The sequence below is a fragment of the Plastoroseomonas arctica genome (assembly GCF_018128965.1).
Taxonomy (GTDB): domain Bacteria; phylum Pseudomonadota; class Alphaproteobacteria; order Acetobacterales; family Acetobacteraceae; genus Plastoroseomonas; species Plastoroseomonas arctica.
Genome location: NZ_JAAEDH010000008.1, coordinates 16745 through 31590, shown reverse-complemented (window position 1 = coordinate 31590; position 14846 = coordinate 16745). Strand labels below are relative to the sequence as shown.

Genomic DNA, 14846 nt, shown 5'->3' with positions numbered 1-14846 from the left:
GAAGGCGCCGACTGATCCCGCGCTCACGGTGCCGCGACCTGACCGCCACAAACCGGCTGGGCCCCCGCACCAAATAACCGCTGCACGCCGCGCTTGTGCAACGCCGCCCCCGCCCTGAATATAGGGCGATGGCCGCGCCACTCCCCGTCACGAACGATCCCGATCCGACCTTCGCCGAGCTGATCGCTGGGCGCCCGCACATTCGCATGGACGCCCGCGACGGGCTGATGGTGGAGGGCGTGCCGCTCGCTCGCATCGCGGCGGTGGTGGGCACGCCGGCCTGGGTCTATTCGGCCGGCAGCCTGCGCCGGCGCACGCGCGCGCTCACCGGTGCGCTCGGCGCCGCCGGGCTCGACGCCTCCGTCCATTTCGCGATGAAGGCCAATGACAACCTCGCGGTGCTCGCGCTGCTGCACCGCGAGGGTCTCGGCGTCGACGTGGTGAGCGAGGGTGAGCTGCGCCTGGCCCGCGCGGCCGGCATCCCGGCCTCGCGCATCGTCTTCTCCGGCGTGGGCAAGACCGAGCGCGAGCTGCGCCTCGCACTCGCCGAGGACATCTTCCAGATCAACGCCGAGAGCGCCGAGGAGATCGGTATGATCTCGGCGCTGGCCACCGCGCTCGGCCGCACCGCGCGCGTGGCGCTGCGGGTGAACCCGGATGTGGACGCCAGGACCCACGCCAAGATCACCACCGGCCGGGCCGAGAACAAGTTCGGCGTCGCCATCGATGACGCGCTCGTCCTCTATGCCCGCATGGCCGCGTCGCCGGGGATCGAGGCGGTCGGCATCGCGACCCACATCGGCAGCCAGATCACGGCAGGGATGGCCGCCTACCGGACCGCCTATGCGCGCCTCGCAGAGATGGTGCACGCGATCCGCGCCGTGGGCCTGCCCATCCTGCGCGTCGATTGCGGCGGTGGCCTCGGCATCACCTATCGCGACGAGCCGGCGCCGATGCCCGAGGCCCTGGCCGGCGCGATCAAGGTGACGCTCGGCGGCCTGGGGCTTCCGGTGATGCTGGAGCCGGGCCGCTGGATCGCGGGGCCGGCCGGGCTGTTGCTGGCCTCCGTCGTGATCGAGAAGCAGGGCGCGCGGCGCTTCGTCATCGCCGATGCCGCGATGAACGATCTCCTCCGCCCCTCCATGTACGACGCCTGGCACGGCATCCTGCCGATCTCGCCCATCGCGCACCATGCGCCGCTCTCGCCCGCCGATGTGGTGGGGCCGGTCTGCGAAACCGGCGACACCTTCGCCCGCGGCCGCGCCCTGCCGGCCCTCCCGGCGGGCGAGCTGATCGCCTTCCTCGACGCCGGCGCCTATGGCGCGACGATGAGCAGCACCTACAACGCGCGGCCCCTTGCACCCGAGGTGCTGGTGGATGGCACCCGGTTCGCGGTGGTGCGGGACCGGCAATCCTACGCCGCGCTCGCCCATGGCCAGCGGATACCCGACTGGATCGGTGCATGAGCCCGGAGCCGCTGCCGCCCCGCATCGCCTGGCTGCGCCGCGCGGCGCGGGCGGCGCTGCTGTGGGAAGCGGTTTGGCCCGCGCTCTGGCCGCCGCTGGCGGTGCTGGGGGTGTTCCTGCTCGTGGCGCTGGCTGGCGTCCCGAACCTGCTGCACCCGGCGCTGCACCTGGCCCTTCTCGCGGGCTTTGCCGGGGCGCTTGCCTTCGCCATCCTCCGCAGCGCCCGCCGCCTGCGCTGGCCGGACGCCGCCGACGCGGATCGCCGGATCGAGCGCGACAGCCGGCTGCGCCACCTGCCGCTCGCGACGCTGGCCGACCAGCCGGCCGGCAATGATCCGGAGCACAACGCGGTCTGGGCCGCGCATCGCATCCGCGCCGCGGCGCAACTGGCCGCCACCCGCACGACGCGTCCTCGCCCGGGCCTCGCGGCGCGCGATCCCCGGGCCTTGCGTGCCGGGCTGGGCGTTGCGGTGCTGGCCGGCTTCATCATCGCCGGCGACAGTGCCGGCGAGCGGCTTCGCCGGGCCTTCACCCCCGGCTTCGCGGCCGCCGCCCTGCCGCCGGCGCTGCGGCTTGAAGCCTGGGCGACGCCGCCCGCCTATACCGGCGCGGCGCCGGTCTTCCTCGCCGCCGGTGGTGGTGCCGTGACCCTGCCGGCCGGCAGCCGGCTGCAGGTCTCGGTCTCCGGCGGCGTCGGCGAGGCCCCGGTGCTAAGCCTGGATGCCACCGACATCCCGATGCGCGCGCTCGACCGCGCAAGCTATGCGGGCGAGGCGGTGCTCGACAGCGGCGGGCGCCTGCGGCTGCGCCGCGAAGGTCGCGACATCGCCGCCTGGACGCTGACGGTGCAGGCCGACACCGCGCCGCGGGTGAGTTTTTCCGAACCCCCGGCACGCGCCGCGCGCGGCCTCGCGATCCGCATTCCCTGGCGGGTCGAGGATGACTGGGGCGTCGTCTCGCTCGATGGCGCCTTCTATCTGCGGGCGCGGCCGGGTGCGGAGCCGCACCGGCTCGACATCCCGCTGCCCGGCACCCATCCGCGCCAGGCACAGGGCACCGCCCAGCCGGACCTCTCCGCCCACCCCTGGGCCGGCCTCGAGGTCGAGCTGCAGCTGACCGCGCGCGACGGCGCCGAGCAGGAAGGCCGCTCCGAACGCGTCACACTCACGCTGCCGGAGCGCAGCTTCAACCACCCCGTTGCGCGCCAGGTGATCGCGGTGCGCCGCGCGCTCTCGCTCGACCCTTCGGCGCGCGAGCCGGCATTGCGCGCGCTCGACGTCATCGCCGCCGCGCCGGAAGCCTTCGAGGAAGATACCGGCACCTACCTGGCGCTGCGTTCGGCGCGCCACCGGTTGATCCGCGACCGCCGCCCGGTGGCCGTCGACGAGACCCAGGCTATCCTGTGGGAGATCGCCATAGCGCTCGAGGAAGGCCGTGCCGACCGCACCGCCCGGGCACTTGCCGCGGCGCGCGACGCGCTGCGCGAGGCGATCGAGCAGGCGCAGCGCGAAGACCCCGGCGCCACGCCGGAGCAGCGCGCCGAGATGGAGCGCCGCGTGCAGGCGCTGCGCGAAGCGATCCGCCGCCACCTGGAGGCCATGGCCGAGCGGCTGCAGCAGGAAAACGCCGAGGCGATGCCGTTCGACCCGCGCAACCGGCTGATGGACCAGCGCGAAGTCGACCGCCGTTCCGACCGCATGCGCGACGCCGCGCGTGAGGGCCGTACCGAGGATGCCGCGCGCGAACTGGCCGAGCTGGAGGAGATGCTGCGCAACCTCGAGCAGGGCCGCACCGCCAGCCCCGAGCAGCGCCAGCGCCAGGAGCGTCAGCAGCGCGGCCGCCAGCAGATGGGCGCCGTGCAGGACATGGTTCAGCGCCAGGGCGAGATGCTCGACCGCGGCCACCAGCGCCAGGAGGATACCGACCGCCGGCGCGGTGAGGAACGCCGCTCGAACCAGCGCCAGACCCAGCCCCAGCCGCAGCCCCAGGCGCAGCCGCAGGCGAGTGCCGACCCCGCCGCCGATGCGCGGCGCCAGCGTGCTCTGCGCCGCGCCCTGGGCGAGATGATGCAGCAATTCGGTGACCTCACTGGCGAAGTGCCCGAGGGCCTCGGCCGCGCCGACCAGGCGATGCGCGAGGCCGGCGAGGCGCTCGGCGAGGGCCGTGATGCCCGGGATGCGCAGGGCCGCGCGATGCGCGCGCTGATGGAGGGCGGCCGCCAGATGGCCCAGCAGATGCAGCGCCAGGGCATGAGCCAGGAAGGCGAGGGCGAAGGCGAACCGCAGGACAGCGCCGGCCAGGGCCAGCCAGGCGGCGAGGGCGAGGCCCCGGGCCAGGAGCAGGGCGAGGGTCGCGACCCTCTCGGCCGCCGCCAGCGCGAGAACACCGGCGCCCAGGACAATGGCTCCGATACCCGGGTGCCGGAGGAGGCGGAGCTGCTGCGCACCCGTCGCCTGCAGGATGAGCTGCGCCGCCGCGGCGGCGAGCGCGAGCGCGCCCCGGCCGAGCTCGACTACATCGAGCGGCTGCTGCGCCGCTTCTGACGCGCGGCCTGCGTCAAGACGTCACACCGTGCAGGGCCGGCGGCGGGCTAGGAAGCGGCTTCACCCCTGTGAGGATCGCTTGCCCATGAGCATTTTCGGTTCCATCGTCTCGCGCATCTTCGGCACCCACCCGGCCGCCGCCACCCCCGGCACGCCCGCCGCCGACCTGGCCGCGCCGGCTTCCACCATGGAGGCCGTCGACGTCCACGCCATGCTCGCCGGGTTGGCCGCGAACCATGGCGAGACGCTGCGCTGGGAGACCTCGATCGTCGACCTACTGAAGCTGCTCGACATCGACAGCAGCCTCCACGCGCGCCAGGAGCTCGCCAAGGAGCTGCACTTCGCCGGCGACCTCGAAGATTCCGCGAGCATGAACGTCTGGCTGCACAAGGCGGTCATGCAGAAGCTCGCCGAGAATGGCGGCCGCGTGCCGGCCGAGCTGCACGGCTGAGCAACCGCGTTGGCAGGGTACGGGGCCTGCCCCGTACCTGCCGACTTGCTCGAAACACGCACGGCGCGGGCAACGAACCGGCGTGCGAGCCGTTCCAGGGGCTCACCTTTGGAGGCAACGTCATGAGCATCTTCGGTTCCATCCTGTCGCGCGTGTTCGGCCGCGGCCCGGTCACCGCGCCGACCCCGCACCCCGATTCCGCCGTTCTCTCCGCCCCCGCCGAGCCCGAGATCGCCGCCGGCCAGGCGCCCGCGATGAACCCCTTCGACGTGAACGCGCTGCTCACCAGCCTCGCCGCAGCGCATGGTCAGGAGTTGCAGTGGCAGACCTCCATCGTGGACCTGATGAAGCTGGTCGGCATCGACAGCAGCCTGCAGGCGCGCCAGGCGCTGGCCCGCGAGCTGCACTATGCCGGCGACGTCTCCGACTCGGCGCGCATGAACATCTGGCTGCACGAGCAGGTCATGGCGAAGCTTGCGGAGAATGGCGGCAACGTACCGGACGATCTGCGCAGCTAGGATGGATCCCGGCGCCGGCGCATCGCGCGACGATGCTCCGGCGCCGAATGCTCAGTGCAGGCCCAGCGCCGCATAGGCGCGCGCCGCCGGCGGCCAGGCCGCCATCACGGCCTCGCGCTGCGTGAGAGCGGCAATCAACGTCCCCAGCACCACCACGATGGTGGCAAACCACGCGACCCCGAGTCCGGCGCGCATCGGCGGGGCGGCGTATGCGAGCCGGGTTTCCGGCTCCGCGCGCTCGGTCCAGGTGGAGGCGACTGGCTCCTCCCGCACGGGCGCGGCAGGGGCGGGTTGATCGGGCGTCCAGACATGCTGGCAGCGGGCGCAGCGCATGGGACGGTGCAGCCCCGAAAGGACAGCCTCCGGCACCTCGTATACGGCAGCACAGGCGGGGCAGGAGAGGTGCATGGCCGGGACATGGCCCCGCCTCATGGCTCGAACAAGCGTTGTCAGAGGTTGAGCGGATGCCCTGCCCCATGCCATGCCAATGCGCATGGAGCCATCCGGCACGGTTGTCCGATTCGATGAGGTCGGTTTTGCCTATCCGGCCCCCGGCGGCGGGCGGGGCCCCGAAGTTCTGCGCGGCATGTCGCTCGCGCTGGATGACGGTTCTTTTACCTGGCTGTTGGGACCCTCGGGCGCGGGCAAGACCTCCGCGCTTCGGCTGATGCACGCCGCGCTGCGGCCCACGCGAGGTGCGGTCGAAGTGCTCGGTGTGGCGACGGGCCCGGCCGCACGCGGCGCGCTGCCCGTGCTTCGCCGCAAGATCGGCGTGGTGCACCAGGACCTCCGCCTGCTGCCGCATTTGTCCACCTTCGACAATGTGGCCCTGCCACTACGCCTCGCCCGCCGCCCCGAGGCGCGCGTCGCCCAGGAGGTGACGGAGATGCTGACCTGGATCGGCCTCGAACACCGCGCACAGGCGCGGCCGGAGGAGCTCTCGGGCGGCGAGCAACAGCGCGCCGCCATCGCCCGCGCCGTGGTCTCGCGCCCGGCCCTGCTGCTGGCCGACGAGCCCACCGGCAATGTCGATGCGGCGCAGGCGCGGCGGCTGCTGGCTTTGTTCGCCGAGATGAACCGGCTCGGCACCACCATCGTCATCGCGACGCACAGCGAGGATCTGGTCGGGCGGTTTCCGGCGCCGATGATGCGGCTCGAACGCGGGCGGATCCTCGACCATGACGAGTAGCGCGCATGGCGGGTAGCACGCGCCGCGACCCTTTGGGCCTGCGCCGGGCCATGTCGGACCGGCTGCTGCAGGCGCTGATCGCGGCGATGGCGCTGCTCGCCTGCCTGGGCTTCGCCGCCGCGCGCGGGGTCGAGGCGCTGGGCGAGCGCTGGCGGCAGGGCGCGGAAGCCGCGGTCACGATCCAAGTGCCCGACCCGACGCGCACCCGCATCGCCCTCGCGCTCGGCGTGCTGGCGACGCTGCCCGAGGTGGCGGATGCCAACCCCGTCGACCCCGATCGCCTGGCGGAGCTGCTGCGCCCCTGGCTCGGCGAGCAGCCGAACCTGGCCCTGCCCGGCGTGATCGAGGTGCGGCTGCGCAACCTCGACGCCGACGTGGCCCTGATCGGCGATCGCGTCGCCGAGGCGGTGCCGGGCGCGGTGACTGAGGCGCATGGGCTGTGGGTCGGACGTCTTGCAGCACTCGCCACCGCCGTGCAGGGCGTCGCCTACGCGGCGCTCGTGCTGGTGGGGCTGATCGCGGTGGCGGTGGTGGCGGTGGCCACGCGCGCGGCGCTGATTGCCCGGCAGGATTCCGTGGCCGTGCTGCACCAGCTGGGTGCGACGGATCGCGAGATCGCCGGGCGCTTTTCCGGCCGTGCGATGATCCTCGCGCTGGGCGGCGGCGTCGCCGGGGTGCTGGTGGCGGTGCCGGCCTTCTTCCTGCTCGCCCGGCTGGCGCAGCCCTTCGGCGGCGAGGTGATGGCCGAAGCGCTATCAGGCCTGCCCTGGGCGAGCCTGCCCTGGCGCGACATCGCAATGGTGCCGGTCGCGGCCGGCGCCATCGGCTGGCTCACCGCGCAGGCGGTCGTGCGGGTCTGGCTCGCGCGCCTGCCGTGAGACGGCGCATCCTCCTGAGCGTGCCGCTGGCGGCGCTGCTGGCCGCCGGCGCCGGCTTCGCGTGGTTCCTGGGCGAGGCGCGCCTGGTGCCAGAGCAGCCACTCGCCATGACCGATGGAATCGCGGTGCTGACCGGCGGTGCCGAGCGCGTGGAGACCGGGCTGCGCCTGCTCGCGGCGGGGCAGGCGCGGGTGCTGCTGGTCACCGGCGCCCATCGCGGCGCGAGCCTGGCCGAGGTGCTGGGAGCGGCCGGCTTCGATGCCACGCCGCTCGCCGCGCGCGTCACGCTCGGGCGCGCGGCGGCGACCACGCGCGGCAATGCCACCGAGATCGCCGCCTGGGTTGTCGCCGAACGGCTCGGCTCGGTGCGGCTGGTGACCTCGGGCTATCACATGCCACGCGCCAGGCTCGAAGTCTGGCGTGCCCTGCCGGAGGGCGTGCGCGTGGTGCCGCACCCGGTGCAGGCGCGGGATGGCGCGTGGCCGCGGATGTCGCTGCTGGCCTCGGAATATGGCAAATGGCTCGCGGCGCAGGCGGGGATTTCCGCGCTGGTGCCCGCGCGTGGCGACGCGCGCGATCGATAGTATGCGTGGCGACGCGCGCGAACGATAGGTTGCGTGGCGACGCGTGGCTGGTGGGACGATTTGGTCGATGACGTATCTGCGTTCGGTTGTGTTCAATCTGTTTTTCTTCCCCTTCACGGCGCTGATCTGCCTGTTCGGGCAGCCGCTGCGGCTGGGCCGGCCGCACTGGACGCGCCTGTATGTCCGCTACTGGGCGATGGGGGCGATGGCGATCGTGCGCATCGTATGCGGCATCCGCATCCGCATCGAGGGACGCGAGAACCTGCCCGATGGCGGCTTCATCCTGGCCGCGAAGCATCAATCGGCCTTCGACACGATGATCTGGCTGATGGTGCTGCGCCAGCCTTGCTACGTGCTGAAGCAGGAGCTGCTCGACCTGCCGCTCTGGGGCGGGCTGGCGCGGCATTCGGGAATCATCGCCGTGGACCGCGGCGCCGGGGCCTCGGCCCTGCGCGGCCTGGTCAAGCAGGGGCGCGAGGTGCTCGCTGAGGGACGCGCGGTGGTGATCTTCCCCGAAGGCACCCGTACCCTGCCCGGCGAGCGCGTGGCCTATCAGCCCGGCGTCGCGGCGCTGGCGACGGCGACCGGGGCCATCGTGGTGCCGGCCGCGACCGACAGCGGCCGGCTCTGGGGGCGGCGCGCATTCTGGAAGACGCCTGGGACGATCACCGTCTCCATCCTGCCGCCGCTGCCCGCGGGCCTTCGGCGCGAGGCGATGATGACGATGATGGAGAACGTGATCGAGACCCGCACGGCAGAGCTGTTCGAGATGAGCGGCCACGCCACGCCGAACAGCACCCATCGCCAGGAGAAACGCCCGGCGCCGGCGGCCTGAGACTAGCGCGACGCGGTGCGGAACGGGTGCGCCGGATAGGCGCCGAGGATGCGCAGTTCGGCCGAGAAGAAGGTGAGCTCCTCGAGCGCGCGCGCCAGGCCCGGATGATCCGGATGACCATCCACGTCGCAGAGGAACTGCGTCGCGGTGAACGCGCCATTGACCATGTAGCTCTCGAGCTTGGTCATGTTCACGCCGTTGGTCGCGAAGCCGCCGAGCGCTTTGTACAGGGCGGCGGGGATGTTGCGCACGCGGAAGACGAAGGTGGTGACGGTGTCAGGTGCAGTGGGCGGCGGGTCCTGGCGGTCGCGGGCCATGACGTAGAAGCGGGTGGTGTTGTGATCGGCATCCTCGACGTTGTGGGCGAGGATTTCCAAGCCGTAGATCTCGGCAGCGAGCGCGCTGGCGATGGCCGCGTCCTCCACACCGCCGCGCTCAGCGATGAGCGCCGCGGCACCCGCCGTGTCGGCCTCGATCACCGGGGTGAGCTTCCGCTCGCGCAGGATATTCAACACCTGGCCCAGGGCCACGGGATGACTGTGGGCCCGCTTGATCGTGTCCAGCGTGGCACCCGCCGGCGCCATCAGGCAGTGCTCCACACGTTCATAATGCTCGCCGATCACCGAGAGACCCGATTCTGGCAGCAGCCGGTGGATATCGGGCACGCGGCCGGCGAGCGAGTTCTCGCAGGGCAGCATGGCGAGGTCGGCGCGGTGGTCGCGCAGCGCTGCCATCGCGGCCTCGAAGCTCGGGCAGGGCAGGGTGGTCCAACCGGGATAGGCGGCGCGGCAGGCGAGGTCGGAATAGGCGCCAGGCAGGCCCTGGAAGGCGATGATGCTCACGGATGCTGTCCCAGCGCTGTTCGGGCGCGTTCGAGGTCTTCGGGCGTATCGACGCCGAAGGGAGCATGGTCCACCAGCGCGGCGACGATGCGCATGCCGGCCTCAAGCGCGCGCAACTGCTCGAGCTTCTCGCGCAACTCCAGCGGGGAAGCGGGAAGTGTCACGAAGCGCTCGAGCGCGGCGCGGCGATAGGCGTAGACGCCGATATGGTGGTAGCGCGGCCCATCCCCCCAGGGGATCGGCAGGCGGGAGAAGTACAGTGCGGGTGCGACCGCGACGCCGGGCGGGAAGGCGCAGGCGCACTTCACCACCTGCGACGCGGCGGCCTCCGCATCCGTGGTGATCGGTGCGACCAGGGTCGCGATGTCGGCGTTGGAATCCTCCAGCGCCCCGAGCAGCGTGCGCAGCAGCGCCGCCGGCAGGGTCGGCAGGTCGCCCTGGAGATTGATGACCGCGTCGTGGCGCGCTTCGGGGTCCAGCGCGCGCAATGCCAGGTGAATGCGGTCGGTGCCGCTCGGCACGTCGTCGGCGACCAGCACGGCCGTGCCGCCATCGGCTTCGATCGCGGCCACGATCTCGGGCTCGCCGGCGGCCACCGCCGCGGGGCCGATCGCAGCTTCCCGCGCGCGGTCCAGCACGTGCAGGATCATCTGGCGCCCGCCAATAACGGCCAGCGGCTTGCCCGGCAGGCGGGTGGAGGCCATGCGGGCCGGGATCAGAATGATGGGGTTCACGGGCAGGGATCCGAACGCGAAAGGCGCGGCAAATCGGTTGCCGCAATGCACCATGGCCAGTATGGTCCGCGCCGTTCTAGAGCAGCCGACGCAAGGCTGGAACCCCGGCGGGGTTCCCGTGCGCCGGCGCGATGCTTTGGCTTGGATGAAGACCCAGGCGCCCAGGCGGCGTTGCGGTGGCTTCGGTTCGCGAAGGGCTTGTCGGATGGATAGTCTCGGTCCCACCAAGATTTACGCCTCGATCCTGGCGGCAGGGGTCGTCTTCGGGCTCACCGGGCTGGCGGGCAAGCTGCTCGTCTCGCCCGAACGCCTGCACCACCCGGTGCTGAACATCGCCGGTGCCGCCGCGCCGGCCGCCGCCGCCGCGCCCGCCGCCCCGGCGATCGAACCGGTCGGTCCGCTGCTCGCCGCCGCCAACGCGCAGACGGGCCAGGCCCTGGCCGGCCGTCTCTGCTCCTCCTGCCACAGCTTCAACGAGGGTGGGCGCGCCGGCGTCGGTCCGAACCTTCACGGCGTCGTGGGTCGCAATCACGCGTCGATCGAGGGCTTCAACTACTCGGCCGGTCTGCGTGCGAAGTCCGCCGAGCCCTGGGGCTATGAGGACATCAATACCTTCATCGCGGCCCCGGCTCGCGCCATTGCCGGCACCCGCATGGCGTTCGCGGGCATCAACAGCCCGCAGCAGCGTGCCGACGTGATCGCCTACCTGCGCTCGATCAGCCCGAACGCGCCCGCGCCCTGATGGGGGCGGTGCCGGCGGCCTTCCTCGCCATCGCCGAACAGGCGGCGGCGGTGGCGGGCGCCGTCATCCGGCCGCTGTTCCGCTCCGCCCTGCTGGTCGAGGCGAAGGGCGATGCGAGCCCCGTCACCGAGGCTGACCGCGCCGCCGAGCGCGCCATGCGCGACCTGATCTCGGCCGCGTTTCCCGACCACGGCATCTGGGGCGAGGAATACGGGCCCGAGCGCGCCGATGCCGAATGGCTCTGGGTGCTCGACCCGATCGATGGGACGCGCGCCTTCCTCACCGGCCGGCCGCTGTTCGGTACGCTGATCGCGCTGCTGCATCGCGGCGTCCCGGTGCTGGGAATCATCGACCAGCCGGTGACCGGCGAACGCTGGACCGGTGTGGTGGGCGAGCCGACGCGCTTCACCTCCCCCATGGGCGGGACGCCGTGCTGCCGGCCGTGCGCGCGCCTGGCCGAGGCCGAGCTGTCCTGCACTGCGCCGGACCTCTTCGCGCCGGGCGATGATGCCCGCTTCGACCGATTGCGGCGGGCCGCGCGGCGGGTGACCTGGGGTGGCGATTGCTATGGCTATGGCTTGGTCGCGCTCGGGCTCGTGGATGTCGTCGCGGAGAGCGGCCTGAAGCCCTGGGACTGGGCGGCGCTGGTGCCGGTGATCGAGGGTGCCGGCGGGCGCGTGACGGATTGGACGGGCGCCCCGCTGTGCCTGGGCGCCGCGGGCCATGTGTTGGCCGTGGGCGACGCGGCGCTGCTCGACGAGGCGCTGAGGCTGCTGGCAGCCTCGGAGTAAGCGAACAAGGGCACCTTATCGGGCCCTGGATGCCAAGTCCCTCTATTCGTTTCTAAAATTGTGCGGAAGCAAGGGGGCTCCTGCTTCTTTACCGTCGGCGGCGGGCTTAACGAAGCTCAGGCAGCACAACGCCGGATCGCGCTGAGGATCACGCACGGAGCGACTTGAATCCTCAATCTGCCACCCCATTTACCATCCACGCAGATGGTCAGGAGATGGTAATCAGATGGTAGGGAACGTTCATGAGCTACGGCCCAAGTCCGGCGCCGACAGCGAGAAGATCACCATCAACCTCGGCTATGTCGACCTCGGCCATATCGACCTGCTCGTCCAGGACGGGTTCTACACGCACCGCACCGACTTCATCCGCACCGCCATCCGCAACCAGATCGAGCGCCACGCCGAGGCTGCGAAGCGCTCGGTCGCGCGCCAGAACCTCGATCTCGGCCTGCGCCACTTCACCCGCGCCGACCTCGAGGCGGTGCGCGACGCGGGACACCGCCTCGATATCCGCGTGCTTGGCCTTGCTTCGATCGCCGCCGACGTCACACCCGAACTGGCGGCGGCGACCATCGCAACGGTCTCGGTGCTCGGCGCGTTCCAGGCGAGCGCCGCGGTGAAATCCGCGCTCGCCGATCGCATGCGCTGACCCAGCCCCCACAAACCAACATCCGCGACCGGCCATCCCCCCGGCGGGTCTGTCTCTCCTTGCCCTGAAAGTTCGTACCATGACCCCTCTCTCCCAAGACGCGATGCGCGAGGCAACGCGCCTGACCCGCGGCGGCCGCCTCGGCGAAGCCACGGCACTGCTGCGCTGCGTGCTCGGCGGATTGGCCGGCAAGGCCGCGCGCGACACGCCACCGAACGTGATCGACGGCGAAGCCACGTCGATGCCGGACACCGCGTCACCGACCACGCCGGCCGCCCCACCCCTTGGCTGGCGCCGGCCCGTGCGCGCCCGGGCAGGCGCGCCCGATGCCGCTCAGCCGCCGATCGGCGGGCAGTTCCTGGCCCGGAGCTATGCCGGCGCGGCCGGACGGCTCGGCTACAAGCTTTATATCCCGAGCACCCTGCGCGACGCGCCGGCGCCGCTCCTCGTCATGCTGCATGGCTGCACGCAGTCACCCGATGACTTCGCCGCCGGCACCCGCATGAACGCGCTGGCCGAGGAGCATGGTTGCCTCGTCGCCTACCCGGCCCAGGAGAAGTCGGCAAATGCGCAGAAATGTTGGAACTGGTTCAGCCCGGCTGACCAGCATCGCGAGATGGGCGAGCCGGCGCTGATCGCCGGCATCACCCGCGCCATCATGGCCGAGCACCGCGTCGACCCGCGCCGCGTCTACGTCGCCGGGCTCTCGGCGGGCGGTGCGGCCGCGGCGATCATGGCGCAGGCCTACCCGGACCTTTACGCGGCGGTCGGCGTGCATTCGGGCCTCGCCTGCGGCGCGGCCCGCGACGTGCCCTCCGCCTTCGCGGCGATGCGCCGCGGCGCGACGGTGCTGGTGCAGCCCGAGGAAGGGCGTCGCATCGTGCCGACCATCGTCTTCCACGCGGACAAGGACACCACCGTGCATCCGCGCAACGGCGACCAGGTGATCGCGCAATCGGCGACAGCCGGCGCGCTGCGGGTCGAGGTCGTGGAAGGCCAGGTGGCGGGCGGCCACCCGTATCGCCGCACCATCCACGCCGATGCGTCGGGGCAGGCGGTGCTGGAGCAATGGCTGGTGCATGGCGGCGGCCACGCCTGGTCCGGCGGCAGCCCGGCCGGGACCTACACGGATCCGCGCGGACCGGATGCGTCGCGCGAGATGCTGCGCTTCTTCCTGGAGCATCCGCGCCGGGACTGACCGGGGCGTATGCGAGGCACCTGCCGATCGTCGGGAGCCGGTGAGCGAAACCGCATCAGGACGCCCAGACTACCGACCGGTGCCCGCGCGTGCCCAGAGGGCCGCGGCGGCGGCGGCACCCTCGCGGCAGATGGTCTCGAGATCGGCGCGCACCGGCCGGCCATCGCGCACGATCACCTCGCCCTCCACCACGACATGGGTGATGTCGCGACCATGGCCGGTGTGGAGGAAGCTGCCGAACGGATCCTGATGCGGCGTAAGGTGCGGCCGGCGCAGATCGGCCAACACCAGGTCCGCGCGCCAGCCGGTGCGGATCGCGCCGAGCTCACCCGCCATGCCCATCGCCGCGGCGCCGTTGAGCGTGGCCGCTTCCAGCATGTGCTCCGGCGCCCAGCTGTCCTCGACGGCGCCACGCTGGATGCGGCCCATGCACAGCGCCCAGCGCATCACCTCCACCATGTCGGCATGCATGTTGTCGGTGGCGAGGCAGAGGCGCGCGCCAGCCTCGGTCAGCGCGCGGGTGGGCGCGATTGTGCCGCCGGTGGCGTTGCCCTTGGGGATGTGCGCGACATTGACGCGCGCACGCCCGATGCGAGCGATGTCGCCTTCCGTCACGTGGATGCAGTGCGCGGCAACCAGGCCGTCATCGAGCAGCCCCACATCGTCGAGCAGTTCCGCCGGCGTCATGCCGTCGCGCTCGCGGATATGCGCGACCTCCACCTTGCTCTGCGCGAGATGCGTCTGCACCGGGATGTCGAGGCGGCGCGACAGCGCGGCGATGCGGCGCAGGAACGCGGGCGAGCAGGTGTCCGGCGCGTGGGCGGCGAGCTGTACGCCGGTGCGCGCCCCGGGCTTGTGGTGGAAGCGCTGGGCGAGCGCCTCCGCCTGTTCGAGCAGCCTGTCGCCGGCGGCCGCGTCGTACTCCCACCGCCCATGCGCGATGCCGGAGAAATCGACGTCGTGGATGCGATTGCAGGAGAAGACGCGCAGCCCGAGATCGGCCATCGCCGGCAGGGTCAGATCCGTGTGCACATAGGTGTCGTTGATCAGCGTCGAGCCGAACAGCATCGCCTCGCACGCACCGAGCCGGGCCAGCGCGATGGCCTCGTCCTCGGTGACCATGTGACCCTGCGGCACGCCGGGGGTATAGGCGGGCGCGAAGCCCATATCCTCCGCGCTACCGCGCACCATGGAGAGGATGGTGTGGGTGTGCACGTTGATGAGCCCGGGCAGGCAGAGATGCCCGGGCAGCGTCAGCCGCTCCGCGGCCGTCGCACCCGGCGGCAAATCCACCGCGCGGCCCACGAAGGCGAAGCGGCCGCCGGTGATGCCGATCGCCGCGTCCAGTACCGGCGCCTCGTGCGCGGAGGCGATGAGGATGCAGCCCTCGACCAGCAGGTCGTAAACGATGGGTGGCGTCATCGGC

The 14846-nt window shown here is 72.0% G+C and carries 16 protein-coding genes; 12 read left to right on the top strand and 4 right to left on the bottom strand.

The window, feature by feature from the left end:
* The first annotated feature begins 128 nt into the window (after nt 1-128).
* The 4 genes from lysA to GXW79_RS08630 all read left to right on the top strand — a co-directional run bounded on the left by lysA (nt 129) and on the right by GXW79_RS08630 (nt 4978).
* Complete coding sequence (gene lysA / locus GXW79_RS08645; RefSeq protein ID WP_211873979.1) at nt 129-1466, top strand: diaminopimelate decarboxylase; 1338 nt, start codon at nt 129-131, stop codon at nt 1464-1466.
* Nucleotides 1463-4009 (top strand): TIGR02302 family protein, encoded by a 2547-nt coding sequence (locus tag GXW79_RS08640; RefSeq protein ID WP_211873978.1) that lies wholly within the window; start codon nt 1463-1465, stop codon nt 4007-4009. Before lysA ends, GXW79_RS08640 begins: the two co-directional genes overlap by 4 nt.
* Before the next feature lie 85 nt (nt 4010-4094).
* The gene (locus tag GXW79_RS08635; RefSeq protein WP_211873977.1) at nt 4095-4460 is read left to right on the top strand and encodes a DUF3597 domain-containing protein; all 366 of its coding nucleotides are present in this window, start codon (nt 4095-4097) and stop codon (nt 4458-4460) included.
* 122 nt (nt 4461-4582) lie between these two features.
* On the top strand, nt 4583-4978 hold the full coding sequence (locus tag GXW79_RS08630) for a DUF3597 domain-containing protein (RefSeq protein WP_211873976.1): 396 nt from the start codon (nt 4583-4585) through the stop codon (nt 4976-4978).
* Between the two features lie 51 nt (nt 4979-5029).
* Here the strand turns inward: GXW79_RS08630 and GXW79_RS08625 are convergent, their stop codons facing one another.
* Nucleotides 5030-5410, bottom strand: coding sequence for a zinc-ribbon domain-containing protein (locus GXW79_RS08625; RefSeq protein WP_211873975.1), 381 nt, complete (start codon nt 5408-5410; stop codon nt 5030-5032).
* 154 nt (nt 5411-5564) lie between these two features.
* Here GXW79_RS08625 and GXW79_RS08620 point away from each other — a divergent pair, with 154 nt between their 5' ends.
* From GXW79_RS08620 to GXW79_RS08605, 4 genes are all read left to right on the top strand, one after another.
* The gene (locus GXW79_RS08620; RefSeq protein ID WP_246503831.1) at nt 5565-6167 is read left to right on the top strand and encodes a cell division ATP-binding protein FtsE; all 603 of its coding nucleotides are present in this window, start codon (nt 5565-5567) and stop codon (nt 6165-6167) included.
* A 5-nt stretch (nt 6168-6172) separates the two neighbouring features.
* A complete protein-coding gene (locus tag GXW79_RS08615; protein WP_211873974.1) occupies nt 6173-7045 on the top strand; it encodes a cell division protein FtsX in 873 nt (290 codons plus the stop codon).
* On the top strand, nt 7042-7629 hold the full coding sequence (locus tag GXW79_RS08610) for a YdcF family protein (protein WP_211873973.1): 588 nt from the start codon (nt 7042-7044) through the stop codon (nt 7627-7629). Before GXW79_RS08615 ends, GXW79_RS08610 begins: the two co-directional genes overlap by 4 nt.
* Nucleotides 7630-7696: 67 nt before the next feature.
* Nucleotides 7697-8464 (top strand): lysophospholipid acyltransferase family protein, encoded by a 768-nt coding sequence (locus GXW79_RS08605; protein ID WP_211873972.1) that lies wholly within the window; start codon nt 7697-7699, stop codon nt 8462-8464.
* Nucleotides 8465-8466: 2 nt separating this feature from the next.
* On the opposite strand, the gene GXW79_RS08600 is transcribed toward GXW79_RS08605, so the two are convergent.
* Complete coding sequence (locus GXW79_RS08600) at nt 8467-9306, bottom strand: prephenate dehydratase (RefSeq protein ID WP_211873971.1); 840 nt, start codon at nt 9304-9306, stop codon at nt 8467-8469.
* Entirely contained in the window at nt 9303-10040 is a 738-nt protein-coding gene (locus GXW79_RS08595; RefSeq protein WP_367614850.1) for a 3-deoxy-manno-octulosonate cytidylyltransferase, read from the bottom strand. The genes GXW79_RS08600 and GXW79_RS08595 overlap by 4 nt, the downstream gene beginning before the upstream one ends.
* Before the next feature lie 205 nt (nt 10041-10245).
* On the opposite strand from GXW79_RS08595, the gene GXW79_RS08590 reads away from it, so the two are divergent.
* The 4 genes from GXW79_RS08590 (at nt 10246) to GXW79_RS08575 (ending at nt 13420) form a co-directional block, all read left to right on the top strand.
* A complete protein-coding gene (locus GXW79_RS08590) occupies nt 10246-10782 on the top strand; it encodes a c-type cytochrome (RefSeq protein WP_211873969.1) in 537 nt (178 codons plus the stop codon).
* Nucleotides 10782-11573, top strand: a complete 792-nt coding sequence (gene hisN / locus GXW79_RS08585) for a histidinol-phosphatase (RefSeq protein ID WP_211873968.1) — start codon at nt 10782-10784, stop codon at nt 11571-11573. Before GXW79_RS08590 ends, hisN begins: the two co-directional genes overlap by 1 nt.
* A gap of 226 nt (nt 11574-11799) precedes the next feature.
* Nucleotides 11800-12222 (top strand): CopG family transcriptional regulator, encoded by a 423-nt coding sequence (locus tag GXW79_RS08580; protein WP_211873967.1) that lies wholly within the window; start codon nt 11800-11802, stop codon nt 12220-12222.
* A gap of 79 nt (nt 12223-12301) precedes the next feature.
* Nucleotides 12302-13420, top strand: coding sequence for an extracellular catalytic domain type 1 short-chain-length polyhydroxyalkanoate depolymerase (locus GXW79_RS08575; protein WP_211873966.1), 1119 nt, complete (start codon nt 12302-12304; stop codon nt 13418-13420).
* 69 nt (nt 13421-13489) lie between these two features.
* Here the strand turns inward: GXW79_RS08575 and GXW79_RS08570 are convergent, their stop codons facing one another.
* Complete coding sequence (locus tag GXW79_RS08570; protein WP_211873965.1) at nt 13490-14842, bottom strand: amidohydrolase family protein; 1353 nt, start codon at nt 14840-14842, stop codon at nt 13490-13492.
* Between the last annotated feature and the right edge of the window lie 4 nt (nt 14843-14846).